Source organism: Streptococcus oralis, assembly GCF_965111685.1.
Classification (GTDB): Bacteria; Bacillota; Bacilli; order Lactobacillales; family Streptococcaceae; genus Streptococcus; species Streptococcus oralis_B.
On the sequence record NZ_OZ217340.1, the window covers coordinates 1,676,326 to 1,691,305 of the forward strand.

Genomic DNA, 14,980 nt, shown 5'->3' on the forward strand with positions numbered 1-14,980 from the left:
CTTAGTTTCTCTCCTTATAAGGTAGTCTAACCTGCACTTCAGTCGGATGTTTCTGACTGATCACCTTTACCTCTCCTGAAAAAGGAAGGACACGGTCTCGAACGGTATGGAGCTCATCCCCTTTTAGAGAAGCAAAGCCACAGCCATCGTCTCTCACTGTTAGAATGAGTTCTTTCCCAGTTCGTTCTAATTTCAAGTAAGCTTTGGATGCTTTGGCATGTTTGATGATATTGGTCACTAACTCAAGCAAAATCATGGAAGCTGTTGACTCCAATTCCTGAGTTAAACTAGCAGTATCTAGTTGATTAGCTATTTCCACCTCAATTCCAGCAATTTCTAACATCTTTTTCATAGTCTCTAGTTCTGATGTCAAAGTTCTAGACTTAAGATTTTCCACAATGGTTCGAACTTCATTCATGGATTCTTTACTGATCTGATGAATTTCTTTTAATTCTTTTTCCACTTGAGGATAGGCCTGCATTTGAAGAAGCTGGAGGGCAAGGTCCGTCTTCACACTCAACATGGCAAAGGTATGGCCTAGACTGTCATGAAGATCCTGACCAATACGACTGCGTTCATTTTCAGCCAAGAAAAGATTAAGCTTGGCATTTTGTTTCATCTTTTCTTCTTTTAACTCTTCTGCCATCCGAATTCGATAGAGACCAAAAGTCAAGGCATCAGAAAAGACAAAAGTCACCAAGAAAAAGAGCAGTTGCCAGGGACTAACTTGATCGACCATATAAATCCCTGTCAAAATTAACGGTTGCAAGACAATAAAACTAACAAAACGCCAAGAGTGAAAAGAAATCTCATCCAACTCATAATTGAGAAGATTGGATAAATAAAAGATAAACCAAGCAAAGCTAGCATTCAGCCAGACGGAACTGTAAAAAATGTAGGCAAGCATGATCCACCAGGCCAGCCACTGCACGGTTCGATTCTGACTGACTAAAATCGAATAAAAAGCTAGGACAAATAGTAGAGTCCATAACAAGGTTAAAAGCGGGTACTCTCCAACGATGACACCCGCTATAGGAAAGATGATAAACACTGTTGAAATATGAAACATATAATGAGTGTTTTTTAATTTTTCCAACATAGATTTATTTTACCTCGATCCGTTTTTTCAGTTGAATGACCAATACACCAAAGAAAACTGTATAACCTAGTACAACCAAGGCAGAAAGAATATTAAATTCATGGTGTTCCAAATAAGTAGAGACAACCTGCATCAGTTGATAGGTTGGGGTCAGTTTGCCAATAGATTGGAGCCATTCTGGGAAGGAATCCAAGGGGAACCACAGTCCACCTAGGACAGCCAAAGCAATATAGGCAATATTTCCAACAACCGTCATCAGTTGAGCACTGGGTAGCAAGCTCACCAATACCCCCATGCTGATAAAGACCACGCTTCCGACCAGCAAAATAGCACCGATTACCAACCAGTCAAGCCAAGGTAGCGTAACTCCACGGACAAAATGACCAACTGAAAAGACAACAATAATTGATAACAAGAAAGTCAGTAGGGTACTGAACAGTTTTGATACATAATATTCTACCATAGATACGGGAGAATGTTGAATCAATTTTTGCCAGTTGTTTGTCTTATCAGACTCGAGTGTGCTTGGGATACTGAAAAAAGCACTTGACATGATACTAAAGAGCGTCATGGCAAAAAGATAGGCTTGAAGAGCAATTTCTGGAATATCTGACCCTGACATCATACCAGAAAAGATAAGGTAAAACACACTTGGAAGTCCGATGGATAACAAGTAGTAGACTGCTTGCCGTTTCATCAGAATGATTTCCACTTTCATGAGACTTGTCATATTTTTCATCGTCAATCTCCTTTAGTCTTGAGTCGTTTCGAAGATACTGTCTAAGAGAGTTCGATTGCGAACTTCAATTTCTTCGATCATGCAGCCCTGTTCTTGCAAGACTTTCCATACCTGGCTGGCTTCTTTGGTTGTGAAGGAAAGAGCATTTTGCTTGATTTCAAGCTCTTGAATCTGGTCCAAAGTGCTGATAACTTCCTGATAAGTTAGTGGTACCGTAAAATGTTTTTCTTGTTCTTCACCACGCATAGCATAAGGCGTCGTATCGCGAATCAATTCTCCCTTGTGGAGGACCAAAATGCGGTCAGCCGTATGTTCTACCTCTTCGATATAGTGGGAAGAATAGACAATGGTGACACCATTTTTCTTTAACTGATTGACAATTTCCCAAAAATGCTGACGTGTCGAGGTATCCATGGCAGCAGTTGGTTCGTCCAAAAATAGAATTTTCGGACGACCGATTAAAGCCAACACGAAAGAGAACAAACGTTTTTGCCCACCAGACAACTTGCCCGCTAGCTGATTTTTCTGCTTGTCTGAGAATCTCAGCAAGTCATCAATTTCTTTGTCTGAAAGACTGTCAGGATAAAGTGACTTGAAAAATGATAAAAGTTCTTTCACTTTCAAGTCTTGAACCACCGTATTTTCTTGAGGCAAGATAGAAATAAGCTGCTTTAAACGAGGATCTGTTGGCGCAAATCCTTGAATGGCTATCTGACCTGAGCTCATGAACTTGTCGCCCAAGAGGCAATCAATCAAGGTTGTCTTCCCTGCTCCGTTAGGCCCGATCAAGGCGACACATTCACCATCGTTGATTTCAAAAGAGATGTTCCGCAAGATCTCCTTGTCTTTTATTTTCTTACTCAATTTCTCAACTTTAATCACAGTCATGAGATTCTCCTTTCAACCACTTCATTCCCATAGGGAAAACAACGAAAATCATAAATCCAAACCCCCAAGCACCACGAATAAATTGGCGAAGCAAGGTTTGGTCAAACCAACCAGTAAACATTTCCACTAACCATACCAAGAGTGACAGGCCGATAAAGAAATAGATGATTGCTTTTTTCATTCCTCAAACTCCTTTTTCACATCTCTGACTAATTTCAAACCCTCTCTGACAAGCCAAGACATCATTCCAAAGCCAGCAAAGAGCTCCCAAGGAAAATGGTAGAAACCCTCGTCCAATCCTGAGAACATGAGATAGGTCATAACTCCTGCTGCTACTAAACTCACTGCGACAATCATTTTATTTTTCATTTCTTCTTCTTCCTCCATTTCATACTTCAATTATAGTCTTTCGAAGTTAGCGGAGCTAGATGCTTCTGTCACTAGGAAATATGACAAATGTCATAAAAAAAAGAAAGTTGCAAAATCAACTTTCTTTTTAATCGATTAAACTTTTATTCCACACTGAAAAGATATGGGTATACAGGTTGTTGACCTTGGTGAATCTCTACTTCAACATCTTCAAATTCTTCTGCAATTTCTTGGGCAATTTCATTGGCAAGTTCTTCGCTTCCGTCTTCACCGACATAGAAAGTCACGATTTCACTGTCTTCGTCCAACATATGTTTCAATGTTTCTATCAAGGTTTGGTGCATGTCAGGGTTTGACACGAGGATTTTCCCATCAACCATACCAAGATTGTCATTTTCATGAATTGCTAATCCATCGATAGTTGTATCACGAACGGCTGTTGTTACACTACCGCTGATGACATCACCAAGGGCTGCAGTCATACGTTCTTTGTTTTCTTCGATTGATTTGCTTGGATCAAAGGCAAGAAGACTGGTCAAACCTTGAGGAATTGTACGTGCTTCTACAACAACAGCAGGTTGTTCAAGCACTTCAGCCGCAGACTGAGCTGCCATAAAGATATTTTTGTTGTTTGGCAAGAAGATGATGTTGCGAGCATTGACCTGTTCAACAGCCTTGATAAAGTCTTCTGTTGAAGGGTTCATCGTCTGACCACCTTCGATAACATAATCCACACCTTGAGCACGGAAGATATCTGCTAAACCTTGACCAGCTACTACTGCGATAAGAGCATACTCTTTTGTTTCAGCAGGCTTGTTGCCTTGGGTCGCTTCTTTTTCAACTTGCGCCTCGTGTTGGTTACGCATGTTGTCCACTTTGACCTTGATCAAGCTACCATATTTGAGACCTTCTTGCATGACAAGACCTGGATCTTCTGTATGGACGTGAACTTTGACGATTTCATCATCATTGACAACAAGTAGAGAGTCGCCTAAGTCATTCAAGTAGTTACGGAATTCATCGTAGTCAAAGTCCTTAGAATAAGTTGGACCTTGTTTGAGAGCTACCATGATCTCTGTACAGTAACCGAAGGTAATATCCTCAGTTGCCACATGCCCTGCAACAGACTTGTGGTGCTCTGCATTGATCATTTCACTCATGTTGGCAGGAGTCGCTACAAAGTCTTCAGAAGCACTGTATTCACCAGTAAGAGCTGAAAGGAATCCTTCATAGATGAAGACCAAACCTTGACCACCTGAGTCTACCACACCAACTTCCTTAAGGACTGGAAGCATTTCTGGAGTTTTAGCAAGGGCTGCTTTAGCTCCTTCCAAGGCTGCACGCATAACCTCAACGGCATCATCTGTCTGTTCCGCTTTTTTCTTGGCACCAATGGCTGCACCACGTGATACAGTCAAAATTGTTCCTTCAACTGGTTTCATAACCGCTTTATAAGCTACTTCGACACCGGATTGGAAGGCAAGAGCCAAGTCTTGACCTGTTAATTCATCTTTTTCCTTGATAGCCTGAGAGAAGCCACGGAAGAGCTGAGAAGTGATAACCCCTGAGTTCCCACGCGCACCCATCAAGAGCCCTTTGGCAAGAATACTCGCTACTTCTCCAACTGTAGAAGCAGGCTTGTCTGCTACTTCTTTCGCACCATTTTCAATGGTCATTCCCATGTTTGTCCCAGTATCTCCATCTGGAACTGGAAAGACGTTCAATGAATTGACATATTCTGCTTGCTTATTCAAACGAGTTGATGCAGCCTGCACCATCTCTTGGAATAAGCTGGTAGTAATTTTTGACACGATTATTCTCCTACAACTTTGATATTTTGAATGTAGACATTCACAGTCTGAGCAGTAATTCCTAGTTGGTTTTCCAAACTAAAACGAACGCTCTCTTGGATGTTTTTTGAGACTTCACTAATCTTTGTTCCGTAGCTCAACACGGTATAAACATCAACTGCAATGCTGCCATCCTCGGCTGCTTTTACGACAACGCCTTTTGCATAATTTTCCTTACCAAGAAGGGCTTGAAAATTATCTTTGAGGGCATTTTTACTAGCCATACCGACCACACCAAAAATCTCAGTTGCTGCACCACCTACAACGGTTGCAATCACTTCATCTGTCAGTTCGATTTGACCATCTTTTGTATTAATTTTTACAGTCATTTTTTTTACCTCAAATTGTTGATACTCTATTTTATCATATTTCAGCCCAAGTGTAAAAGCAGAATGCTGTATCGGCGGATATTTACTCTATTTTTCAAATGGTTTTATACTTAGAGCAAAAGAAAAAGACCAGTTAGGTCTTCTCATTTTTATTAAACGCGTTCAACTTTACCTGATTTCAAAGCACGAGCTGAAGCCCAAACTTTTTTAGGTTTACCATCGATAAGAACAGTAACTTTTTGAAGGTTTGGTTTTACGGCACGTTTTGTTTGGTTCATCGCGTGTGAACGGTTGTTTCCTGATACAGTCTTACGACCTGTAAAGTAACATACTTTAGCCATTGTGTTTTCCTCCTATTAGATCTAATATAGCGGATGTGCTAGCACCACATACCGTATTATGTTATCACACTTTCTCTATTTTGGCAAGGAAATTCGGAGACTTTTTTTTTATTTAACGTAAACAACTCCAAGTTTACCAAAAGCAACTTCCCCACGAATAATCAAGGTTTTGTTTGTTGGCGCTACAGGAGCATCTGCCTTAGCTGCACCAAAGGAGGTTTCTACTTTCAAATCGACACGCCAGTGTTGTGGAACATAGACGGTTGCATTCCCGAAGGCCACTTCAATATTTAAAGTTGCAAAATCACCTAGCATCTCTGCATTATCATAGTAGATTTTAGCATCCCCAAAAGCGACTTCCACTTGGTCATCTACGAGATCTTGATCTTGCTTATAGAAGGTCCCGCTACCAAAAGCGACTTCCTTATCCGTGACGACTGTTTTTTTTCCATTGTACCACCATTTTTTTTCATTCCAAAACTTACTTGAGTGAGTGAGATAGCCAAAACCTAGCACTGCTAAGATGCTAGCCCAAATAAGAGAATGATTGGTAAATGGTAACAAGTCATAAGCGTAATTTGCAATGATGAGCGCCAGTAATCCTGTAAAAACTGCCGAAGTGAGATGGCGTCTAAGGATGGATTCAATGGACTTATAAGCCAAAAAAACAATTCCTAGCAAAGGCCATATCTTGCCATTCAAAGAAGGAATTCCAAAATTCCCTTGCAGCAAGATCCAAGCTGCTAAAACCAATAAAACAATACCAAATGCTTTCTTTTTCATGTTTTTTACCTCATATTTCTTAGATTTTCTTTTAGGAGGGATTGGTAATGTCGTGAGACATGAACCTCCTTATGCGTCTGATAAAAGGAAATAGTGCCAGTTCCTGAAAAGGACTTGTCCACTGAGTAAATCTGACGGATGTTTGCAATAGTTGACTTGGAAACTCGACTAAAATAGCGAGGCAAGATAGACTCCAACTCATAGAGCTTGAGGCGAACCTCATAAGCTTCCTTCTGGTTATGAGCGTAGATCTTGCTCCCTTCCGTTTCAAAGAAGAGAATTTCTGACAGGTCTAGATAATATTCACCTGTCCCCTTGTAAAAAGTCAACCTCGGAGCTGTCGACTCCTGCAAGAGCCGTTGCAAATCTGCAATTTCATCTGTCAAAGCAGGGGTCTTGATGACAATTTCAGTTTCTTCTAAATTGCCGTCAATCTCAATTCGTAACTTCATCACATCTCCTTTCTGACTCTACTATATCAAAGCTAAATTAGGAAAACAAGGGCAAAAAAGCAAGTGGTCAATTTGAAGCAGTAAGTGGTTGTCAGACTAGCTTGACTTACATGTCAGAATAGGAAGAAAAGGAATCCCCACACCAGACCACAGGCATACCCAACGAGCACATCCTTGGGATAATGAACACCACCTAGTACTCGGACCAATGCTAAGAGTCCTGAGCAAATAAGCAAGATTGTTCCGATCAAAGTCCAAGCATGGAAACAGGCCATAGAGATGATAGTTGCTGAAAAGACATGGCGACTGGGCATAGACTGTCCCGAACTATCCTTGTCAAGAAGGGGACTAATGTCCCAAGTTTCGTAGGGGCGAGGGTGATTGATTTTCTTACGAAAGAGGGACAAAATGACAAAACCTGTAGCAGGGACAAGCAAATAGACCCCAACTTGCTGACCAAGTCCTAGTTGCAGGTAAGTGGTGACTAGCAAGGTTAGGTAGACAAGGGGCATGGCCACTGTCATTAAGCGATTATAACTGCGTAACAGAAATAAAAAGGTTGGATGGCTAGTTAGTTTGGAGCTAATGTTTCTATACCATTTTTGATAATTTTTCATTTATTCTTCTCATTAACACTTTATTTTTGCCTAGAAGTGAGGCGCTTGTCTTCTAGTATAGTGCAGAAAAAGAAGGCCGTCAAGCCTTCTTTTGGTTTATTCTTCTGCTTGGTCTTCTGTGAATTGGCTGTTGTAAAGATCCGCATAGAAGCCGGCTTGGCCCATCAATTCTTCATGGTTACCTTGCTCGATGATATTGCCATCTTTCATGACAAGAATCAAGTTGGCATTACGGATAGTTGACAAGCGGTGGGCAATGACAAAGGAAGTTCTGCCTTCCATCAAGCGGTCCATGGCTTTTTGAATCAACTCCTCTGTCCGTGTGTCAACAGAAGAGGTCGCCTCATCTAAAATCAAGAGTGGTGCGTCCTTGAACAGGGCACGAGCAATGGTTAAGAGTTGTTTTTGTCCGACAGACAGGGTCACTGTATCGTCCAAGATAGTATCGTAGCCGTCTGGTAAGGTCATGATAAAGTGGTGGATTCCCACAGCCTTACTAGCTTCCATCATTCGCTCATCGCTGATACCCGTTTGATTATAGATGAGATTTTCCCGAATGGTTCCTTCAAAGAGCCAAGTATCTTGCAAGACCATTGAAAAGGCATCATGCACTTCCGAACGCTTCATGTCCTTAGTATCCACGCCATCGATACGGATACTTCCCTTATCAATCTCATAAAATTTCATCAAAAGATTGACAATAGTTGTCTTACCAGCACCAGTCGGTCCGACAATAGCGACCTTTTGACCTGCACGAGCTGTAGCTGAGAAGTCATGGATGATGGTGCGCTCTGGTGTATAGCCAAATGACACCTGATCAAAGACTACTTCACCCTTCATGTTGGTTAATTGTCTTTCCTTATGAGATTCATCTTCCATTTCCTCTTCACCTAGAAACTCAAAGACACGCGTCATAGCTGCACTGGCTTGTTGCAAGCTCGTAATCCCTTGAGCAATTTGTGATAAGGGTTGTGAGAAGGTACGAACATAGACCATAAAGGCTACGATAATCCCGATACTGATATGCCCCTCTAGCGCTAAGGCAGCACCAACGATGATGACCAAAACATAACTAAAGTTTCCAACAAAGAACATGGCTGGCATCATGATACCAGAGATAAACTGAGATTTCCAGATACTGTCGTGCAAGTTTTGGTTTAAACCTGCGAATTTCGCTTTGGAGGTGTCTACTGCGTTGTAGCTCGTTACAACATTGTGTCCCGAATACATTTCTTCTACGTAACCATTGACGGCTGCTAGATTATTTTGTTGGGCTTTAAAATAACCCTGTGACTTGGCCATAATTACGGAAACTGCCGCAAAACCAACAAGCGTAGAAACAACCGTTACCAGAGCTAAAATCCAGTTCATGCTAAACATGGTCACCAAAACAGCAATCAACAAGAAGCTGGCTGAGATAACTGTTCCGAGACTTTGGTTGAGAGATTGCGCCGCCGTATCCACGTCATTGGTCACGCGCGAAAGGGTGTCCCCTTGAGAATGACGGTCAAAATACCCCAGTGGCAAGCGATTGATTTTTTCAGCGATTGCTGTCCGCAAGCGTTTTGAAAAATGCTGAATGTTGGTTGAAAAGATATAGGCTTGTGTATAGTTAAGGATAATACCAATCACATATAGAATGACCAAAAAGCTAGCAATACTTGACACAGCTTCCAAGTCGATTCCTGTCATCAAGCCATCTGAAATCAAGTTGGTAATTTCCTTAATCTTAGTCGGTCCATAAACCGTGATGATACTAGAACATACAGCTGCGATAACCGCTACGAGTAGGGGAAGTTGGAGACCTGCTAGAAAAGGTCTAGAGTGTTTCCAAAAGGACGTTTTCTTATTTTCCATGTTCCAATTCCTCCTTCGATAGTTGTGAGTAGGCAATTTCTTGGTAGACTTCGTTGGTTGCAAGAAGTTCCTTGTGGGTGCCTTGTCCCACGACTTTACCTTGATCCAATACTAAGATCAGGTCGGCATCCATGATGGTAGAAATCCGCTGTGCTACGATGAGCTTGGTCATAGATTTTGTTTTCTCTGCTAGCTCTTGGCGCAAGATCCGGTCTGTCTTGTAGTCCAAGGCTGAGAAAGAGTCATCAAAGATAAGAATCTCTGGCTTACGAGCCAAGGCACGCGCAATGGCCAAACGCTGTCTTTGACCTCCTGAGAAGTTGGTTCCGCCTTGGGCTACTTCAGAGGCCAGACCTGCTTCCTTATCCTCGATAAAGTTTTTAGACTGGGCTAATTCCAGAGCTTGCCACATAGCAGCTTCGCCTAGAGGAGTTTCTTTGCTCTTACCAAAATCTAGATTGTCCTTAACATCTCCTGAGAAGAGGACTGCTTTCTGCGGAATATAGCCAACCTTATTGCGCAAGTCTACCAAGTCGTAATCTTGCACATTAACACCATCTACTAGAATTTCTCCCGCGGATACATCGTAAAAACGAGGTAGTAGGTTGACTAGAGTAGATTTCCCAGATCCAGTTGATCCAATAAAAGCAACTGTTTGACCTGCTTCGGCTTTAAAAGTAACATGTTCCACAACCGCTTCTGAGTTTTGAGAGTAGCGGAAGGTTACGTCACGGAATTCCACTTGTCCTTGAACTGAAGAATTTGCAGCCTGTGCTTGACTCGGATTCTCAATAGAAGGATGCAAATCCAATACTTGATTGATACGTCCTGCAGAAACCAAGGTACGAGGAAGAACGATAAAGAGTGCTCCCATGAGAAGGAAGCCCATCACGACCTGCATAGCATAGGACATGAAGACCACCATATCACTAAAGAGTGGCAGACGTTCTGCCAAACTTGCATCGTTGATGATATAGGCACCAATCCAGTAAATGGCTAAGGTCAAACCGCTGGAAATCGCCATCATAATAGGGTTCATAATCGCCATCAATCGATTGACAAAGAGATTGAGACGAGTCACCTCATCATTGGCTTCTTCAAATTTCTTATCTTGGTAATCCTCGGCATTATAAGCACGAACAACCCGAATCCCTGTCAAACTTTCGCGAGTGATGCTATTGAGTTTATCTGTCAATTTTTGAATGACAGATTGTTTTGGAAAGGCTAGAGTAATGAGAACAGTGGTCATCAAGACATTGACAATGACGGCCACCACTACTGCCCAGAGCCAGTATTCCGACTTCCCAAGGATTTTTCCAATGGCCCAGATGGCCATGATAGGCCCACGAGTCACTACCTGTAAGCCCATAGTAAAGAGCATCTGAACCTGCGTAATATCATTGGTCGCTCGAGTCAAAAGACTGGGGATTGAAAAACGTTTGATTTCCGTTTGCGAAAAATCTAGAACACGATTAAAAATATCTCTTCGCAAGTGAGTCGTGTAAGACGCTGCAACACGAGAAGCAAAAAATCCAACTGTTACAGAAGACAGAAAGGCTAGGAGAGATAAGCCCATCATCTTGGCAGCAGGAGACCATAGTTGTCCTAACTCCGTACCCGGTGTTCCAATCAATTCTGTTATTTCTGAAATATAGGTCGGCACTTCTAACTCGAGATAGACCGAGAAACAAGTGAAAAGAACAGTGAGTAGGATCATCCCCCACTCTTTTCCTGTAATATGTTTAGCGAGTTTCTTCATTCTCTCCTCCTATTCTTTCTACATTAGCCTGTAGTTGTCCTAGAACTTCTTCAAAAACGGCTAGCTTTTCCTTTGAAATTCCTTCCAGTAGGCTACTGGCAATACGATCAAAAAGCGCCTTAACTTCTTGCATCTGAGATCGTGATTTGTCGGTCAAACGAACAAGTTTTGCTCGTTTATCACTTGGACTGGCCTCTAACTCGACCAGACCATTTTGTACCATACGCTTGACCAAGTTGCTAGCAACTGACTTGGTGATATTGAGTTCTGTCTCAATATCCTTGATAAGCGTTAATTCTTGATCATGCTCACGACGATCTAAAAACTGCAGGACCTGTCCTTGCGGTCCCCCCATAAATTCAATACCGCAACGTTTGGCTTCTTTCTGCAACATCAGGTGGATCTGATACCCAAAACGTTTAAAAATCAACAACGATTTGTCCATGATTGCTCCCTTCTCATGATTTTATATAGTTCTCTGGAGAACTAATTTAGTTTTCATGAGAACTATTTTACCACTTACAGAGAATATGTCAAGAAAAAAGTTTCCTAGAGAACTATTTTTTGATAAAAAATCCCAAGTGAGCTTCTCACTTAGGATTATGTTTTCTAGATTAAATGTCTATCTTGCAAGTTTTAGTTTTGCTTCAAAATCATTGATCACCTTTTGCAGATTGAGCCTGCCTCTGTAGATGCCATAACCAAACAAGAGCATGGCTAAGACACCCAGAAGGGCTAGGACAATTCCTGCAATCAGTGCTAATAGATTAGTCTCATGAAAGAAGTAAATCAGAACAAGACCGATACTGGCAATGACAAAGAAGAGACTAAACCAGCGTCCTAGATTTTCAATCATATGCTTCTGGTAGTGAATTTCTGTTTCATAACCTTGAATCAATTCTTGTTCTGTCATGATTTTCTCCATTCTTTATTTTAGTCAAACAAATTGATACTAGACTAGCAGCATATCGGACTTACTGCCAGTCTGAAACTTGAGTAGGAATTAGTATTTCAGTTGAGGATCAAAGATGCCCAGTGCTACACCAATCAAAGCAATGACAACCAAGAGGAGCATAACAAGGTTTGGTGATACTTTTTTCTTGGCCATCAGCCACCAGCAAAGGGTGATAAAGCCAGCTGTTAAGAGACCTGGATAAACACCGTCAATCTTTTCTTGTAGCTTCAAGAAGGCTTCGCCATCCGCATTTTTCAGCTCAAATGAAGTCGTTACAGATACCCAAGTTGCAGCAACTGCCCCGATAACCATACCACCAATGACACTGATTGCCTTACGAAGGGCCTGTCCTTTAGGTCCTACAAGGAATTCTACCGCCTTGTCCCCTAATTCATAGCCTTTGAAGTAGGCAAAGCGCATCCCGCCATAGATGAGAACATTCCAAACAAGGATATAGAAGAGAGCCCCGATAGGATTTCCACCTTTCGAGAGGCCAAGGGCAATCCCCAGCAGAACTGGAATTAAAGTTCCGACAACCAAAGAGTCACCGATACCTGCGATAGGCCCCATGAGACCAGCACGCATACCATTAATAGTTTCTCCATCAACTGCATCACCATTGGCACGCGCTTCTTCCAAACCAGCTGTAATCCCCACTACCAAAGCTCCGAGCTGAGGTTCTGTGTTGAAGAAAGCTGTATAGGTCTGCATAGCTTCTTTCTGCTCTGCTTTGTCTTTGTAGAGTTCTTCCACAATTGGTAGCATAGAGGTCAAGTAACCAAAAGTCTGCATGTGCTCTTGGGAGAAGCAAGTCAAATGACCATAGTACCAATGGTGGAATGATTTCGCTAAAGTCTTTTTAGTTATTTTCTTTCTTTCAGCCATCTTAGATATCCTCCTCATCGTCATCAAAGTCAGCCCCACCAGCCGGCGCGGTCACACGAGCTGATTTGATTACTTCCAATTCATAGTAAATTACTGCAAAAATCAATGAAACAACTGCACTGGCAACCAAATTAAGACCAAGTGACTTAGCCAAGGTGAAGCCCACAAAGAATGGGATAAAGTCAGCAGCCTTGGTAACGATTTGTTTCAAGAGAATGGCAATACCTACACATGGGAGAAGAGCTCCGACTGTAAAGAGGGATTTCATGATGAAGCCATCCATTGGCAGGTGAGTCTTCATCAGCTCAACCATATCGGGGCCAAACTTAGTGATAAGCATTGTTGGAAGGAAAGAGAAGACAAAGTGGGAAATCCAAGGATAAACCCAGTCAACAGCGTAAAGCTTTTTAAATTCGCCTTTTTCAACGGCTTCCCAACCAATGTGCTGCCATATCAGGTTTGTAGTGGCTGTTCCATAGAAGAGAACTGTACCGATAGTACCAACTGCTGCTCCGATTGGTGCAGCTGCTGCAGCGATAGCAGATTCAGACGTGATTCCTTTAGAATGAACAAATAAGATTGCGAGAGGAATCCCAATGTAAGAAATTGCCCGCACATCAGCAGAAACTGTACCACCTGGTGTTACTAGAGCGATGTAGAGAACCTGAAGGGCTACCCCAACCATAATCCCTGTTTGTAAGTCTCCGAGAATCAGCCCGCTAATCAAGCCCCCGACCAGAGGACGTCCCAAAGTGTAGTTACCAATACTAGAACCACCCATACCAGGCATAGAAGCTAAACTAGCGAAAAGACCCAGTAAAGCGGCTTGCAGCCAAGAAATTGTCATAATAGACTCTCCTTTTTATTATTATAATTAAAAACCAAATTTAGACTTGAAATCGCTCCAATAACCGATGGAAACATCTGGTAGAAGCTGGAATTTGACTTTGTAGCCTGCTTTTTCGATCGCCTCAATCGCTTCTGCCTCTTCCTGGGTAATGGACTGGTTATTCCCCAGCTTAATAGCTCCAGGACGGTCATTAGCAGGGCCAATGATGATTTCCTTAACATCACCAGGTACAAAGCCTTGGTCCACTAGGATTTCTTTCATGTCCACAGGATTTTTCGTAATGAGGAAATAGCGGCTGTCTGACTCTGTGACCTTGCCTGATTTTTCCTTGAAAGCTTCCTTGGTCCAAACAAAAGTCTTCTTGTCAGAAGCTCCCTTGTAGGCCTGAATCAAAACCTTGTTTCCTGCTGCAGCATTATTTACTGCAATCAAGCCATCACAAGGGTATTCCTTGGCCCAGCGAGTGACTGTTTGACCGTGGATCATGCGGTCGTCAATCCGTACAAATGATACTGTCATCTTTAAAATCTCCTTTTATCTTTTAGAATGTATGGCGGAAGTACTAAATGTCGTCTTCATCTTCGTCAGCTGCATCACTTACGACTTCAAATTCCTGCAAAGCAGCTGTAGCCTCGGAAAGGATAGCCTGAGCTAGCTCTTTTCCGTCTAATATGTCTTTCATAACCAAACCAGTCAATCCCATGGTCAGGTTCAAACCACCCAAGATAACTGCTGAGTCGAGCTTACCCATGTCAGCTAAGACACTAGCTGCTGTCGTCAGAGGACTGCCTCCTACAATATCAGCCAGAACTAAGACACTGTCATCAGCGCTTAAGCCAGCCAAGGCCTGAGTAAAATTAACTGCAAAATCATCAACTGACTCGCCTTCCTGAAGACCAACCGCAATGACCTGATCCGTCTTGTCTCCGGCAAACATCTTTAAGGAACTCTGCACGCCTGCAGCCAGTCCCCCATGGCTGACCAGTACAAGGTATTTCATCTTTCCTGCCTCCTTTTTCCTTCTAGCTCTTAGCCAAGTAAGGCTTTAAATGATGAAGGATTTATTGATGATTTTATTTTACAAATTTTGAAACCGATTTCATATTGTCAAATGTCATTTTGCCCAGATGACATTTGTTAGGAAAAATATGACATTTGTCATATTGGTCTAGGCAGCTGTGCTTTTTTCTGACTTAATTAGAAATAA

General features: G+C 42.1%; 19 protein-coding genes. All 19 read right to left on the reverse strand.

What is annotated here, in order from left to right; all coding sequences use genetic code 11:
- Position 1: 1 nt before the first annotated feature.
- Positions 2–1,099 (reverse strand): sensor histidine kinase, encoded by a 1,098-nt coding sequence (locus ACLV7H_RS08525; RefSeq protein WP_411866934.1) that lies wholly within the window; start codon positions 1,097–1,099, stop codon positions 2–4.
- 4 nt (positions 1,100–1,103) lie between these two features.
- Positions 1,104–1,838, reverse strand: a complete 735-nt coding sequence (locus tag ACLV7H_RS08530) for an ABC transporter permease (RefSeq protein WP_045593074.1) — start codon at positions 1,836–1,838, stop codon at positions 1,104–1,106.
- A gap of 12 nt (positions 1,839–1,850) precedes the next feature.
- Positions 1,851–2,726, reverse strand: a complete 876-nt coding sequence (locus tag ACLV7H_RS08535) for an ABC transporter ATP-binding protein (protein WP_411866935.1) — start codon at positions 2,724–2,726, stop codon at positions 1,851–1,853.
- Positions 2,713–2,907: a hypothetical protein gene (locus tag ACLV7H_RS08540; RefSeq protein WP_000709165.1), complete on the reverse strand. Its 195-nt coding sequence runs from the start codon at positions 2,905–2,907 to the stop codon at positions 2,713–2,715. The genes ACLV7H_RS08535 and ACLV7H_RS08540 overlap by 14 nt, the downstream gene beginning before the upstream one ends.
- Positions 2,904–3,113 carry a hypothetical protein gene (locus ACLV7H_RS08545; RefSeq protein WP_045593067.1) on the reverse strand — a complete coding sequence of 70 codons (210 nt, stop codon included), beginning with the start codon at positions 3,111–3,113 and terminating at the stop codon, positions 2,904–2,906. The genes ACLV7H_RS08540 and ACLV7H_RS08545 overlap by 4 nt, the downstream gene beginning before the upstream one ends.
- A gap of 125 nt (positions 3,114–3,238) precedes the next feature.
- Positions 3,239–4,906 (reverse strand): DAK2 domain-containing protein, encoded by a 1,668-nt coding sequence (locus tag ACLV7H_RS08550; protein ID WP_045593066.1) that lies wholly within the window; start codon positions 4,904–4,906, stop codon positions 3,239–3,241.
- Positions 4,907–4,908: 2 nt separating this feature from the next.
- Positions 4,909–5,274 (reverse strand): Asp23/Gls24 family envelope stress response protein, encoded by a 366-nt coding sequence (locus tag ACLV7H_RS08555; RefSeq protein WP_000216432.1) that lies wholly within the window; start codon positions 5,272–5,274, stop codon positions 4,909–4,911.
- Positions 5,275–5,426: 152 nt separating this feature from the next.
- Complete coding sequence (rpmB, locus tag ACLV7H_RS08560; protein WP_001140948.1) at positions 5,427–5,615, reverse strand: 50S ribosomal protein L28; 189 nt, start codon at positions 5,613–5,615, stop codon at positions 5,427–5,429.
- Between the two features lie 108 nt (positions 5,616–5,723).
- The gene (locus tag ACLV7H_RS08565; RefSeq protein ID WP_045593047.1) at positions 5,724–6,398 is read right to left on the reverse strand and encodes a LiaF transmembrane domain-containing protein; all 675 of its coding nucleotides are present in this window, start codon (positions 6,396–6,398) and stop codon (positions 5,724–5,726) included.
- Positions 6,399–6,403: 5 nt separating this feature from the next.
- Positions 6,404–6,850 (reverse strand): LytTR family DNA-binding domain-containing protein, encoded by a 447-nt coding sequence (locus ACLV7H_RS08570; protein WP_411866936.1) that lies wholly within the window; start codon positions 6,848–6,850, stop codon positions 6,404–6,406.
- Positions 6,851–6,963: 113 nt separating this feature from the next.
- Positions 6,964–7,467 carry a phosphatase PAP2 family protein gene (locus tag ACLV7H_RS08575; RefSeq protein WP_411866937.1) on the reverse strand — a complete coding sequence of 168 codons (504 nt, stop codon included), beginning with the start codon at positions 7,465–7,467 and terminating at the stop codon, positions 6,964–6,966.
- A 96-nt stretch (positions 7,468–7,563) separates the two neighbouring features.
- Positions 7,564–9,324: an ABC transporter ATP-binding protein gene (locus ACLV7H_RS08580; RefSeq protein WP_411866938.1), complete on the reverse strand. Its 1,761-nt coding sequence runs from the start codon at positions 9,322–9,324 to the stop codon at positions 7,564–7,566.
- Positions 9,314–11,083, reverse strand: a complete 1,770-nt coding sequence (locus tag ACLV7H_RS08585) for an ABC transporter ATP-binding protein (protein ID WP_411866939.1) — start codon at positions 11,081–11,083, stop codon at positions 9,314–9,316. The genes ACLV7H_RS08580 and ACLV7H_RS08585 overlap by 11 nt, the downstream gene beginning before the upstream one ends.
- A complete protein-coding gene (locus ACLV7H_RS08590) occupies positions 11,067–11,528 on the reverse strand; it encodes a MarR family winged helix-turn-helix transcriptional regulator (RefSeq protein ID WP_045617722.1) in 462 nt (153 codons plus the stop codon). The genes ACLV7H_RS08585 and ACLV7H_RS08590 overlap by 17 nt, the downstream gene beginning before the upstream one ends.
- A 177-nt stretch (positions 11,529–11,705) precedes the next feature.
- Positions 11,706–11,996 carry a hypothetical protein gene (locus ACLV7H_RS08595; RefSeq protein ID WP_007520704.1) on the reverse strand — a complete coding sequence of 97 codons (291 nt, stop codon included), beginning with the start codon at positions 11,994–11,996 and terminating at the stop codon, positions 11,706–11,708.
- Between the two features lie 90 nt (positions 11,997–12,086).
- Positions 12,087–12,941: a PTS system mannose/fructose/sorbose family transporter subunit IID gene (locus tag ACLV7H_RS08600; RefSeq protein WP_025172565.1), complete on the reverse strand. Its 855-nt coding sequence runs from the start codon at positions 12,939–12,941 to the stop codon at positions 12,087–12,089.
- Positions 12,925–13,770 carry a PTS mannose/fructose/sorbose/N-acetylgalactosamine transporter subunit IIC gene (locus tag ACLV7H_RS08605; RefSeq protein WP_033605823.1) on the reverse strand — a complete coding sequence of 282 codons (846 nt, stop codon included), beginning with the start codon at positions 13,768–13,770 and terminating at the stop codon, positions 12,925–12,927. Before ACLV7H_RS08605 ends, ACLV7H_RS08600 begins: the two co-directional genes overlap by 17 nt.
- A 27-nt stretch (positions 13,771–13,797) precedes the next feature.
- Positions 13,798–14,292, reverse strand: a complete 495-nt coding sequence (locus tag ACLV7H_RS08610) for a PTS system mannose/fructose/N-acetylgalactosamine-transporter subunit IIB (protein ID WP_004193690.1) — start codon at positions 14,290–14,292, stop codon at positions 13,798–13,800.
- Between the two features lie 43 nt (positions 14,293–14,335).
- Positions 14,336–14,773: a PTS sugar transporter subunit IIA gene (locus ACLV7H_RS08615; protein ID WP_007520708.1), complete on the reverse strand. Its 438-nt coding sequence runs from the start codon at positions 14,771–14,773 to the stop codon at positions 14,336–14,338.
- Between the last annotated feature and the right edge of the window lie 207 nt (positions 14,774–14,980).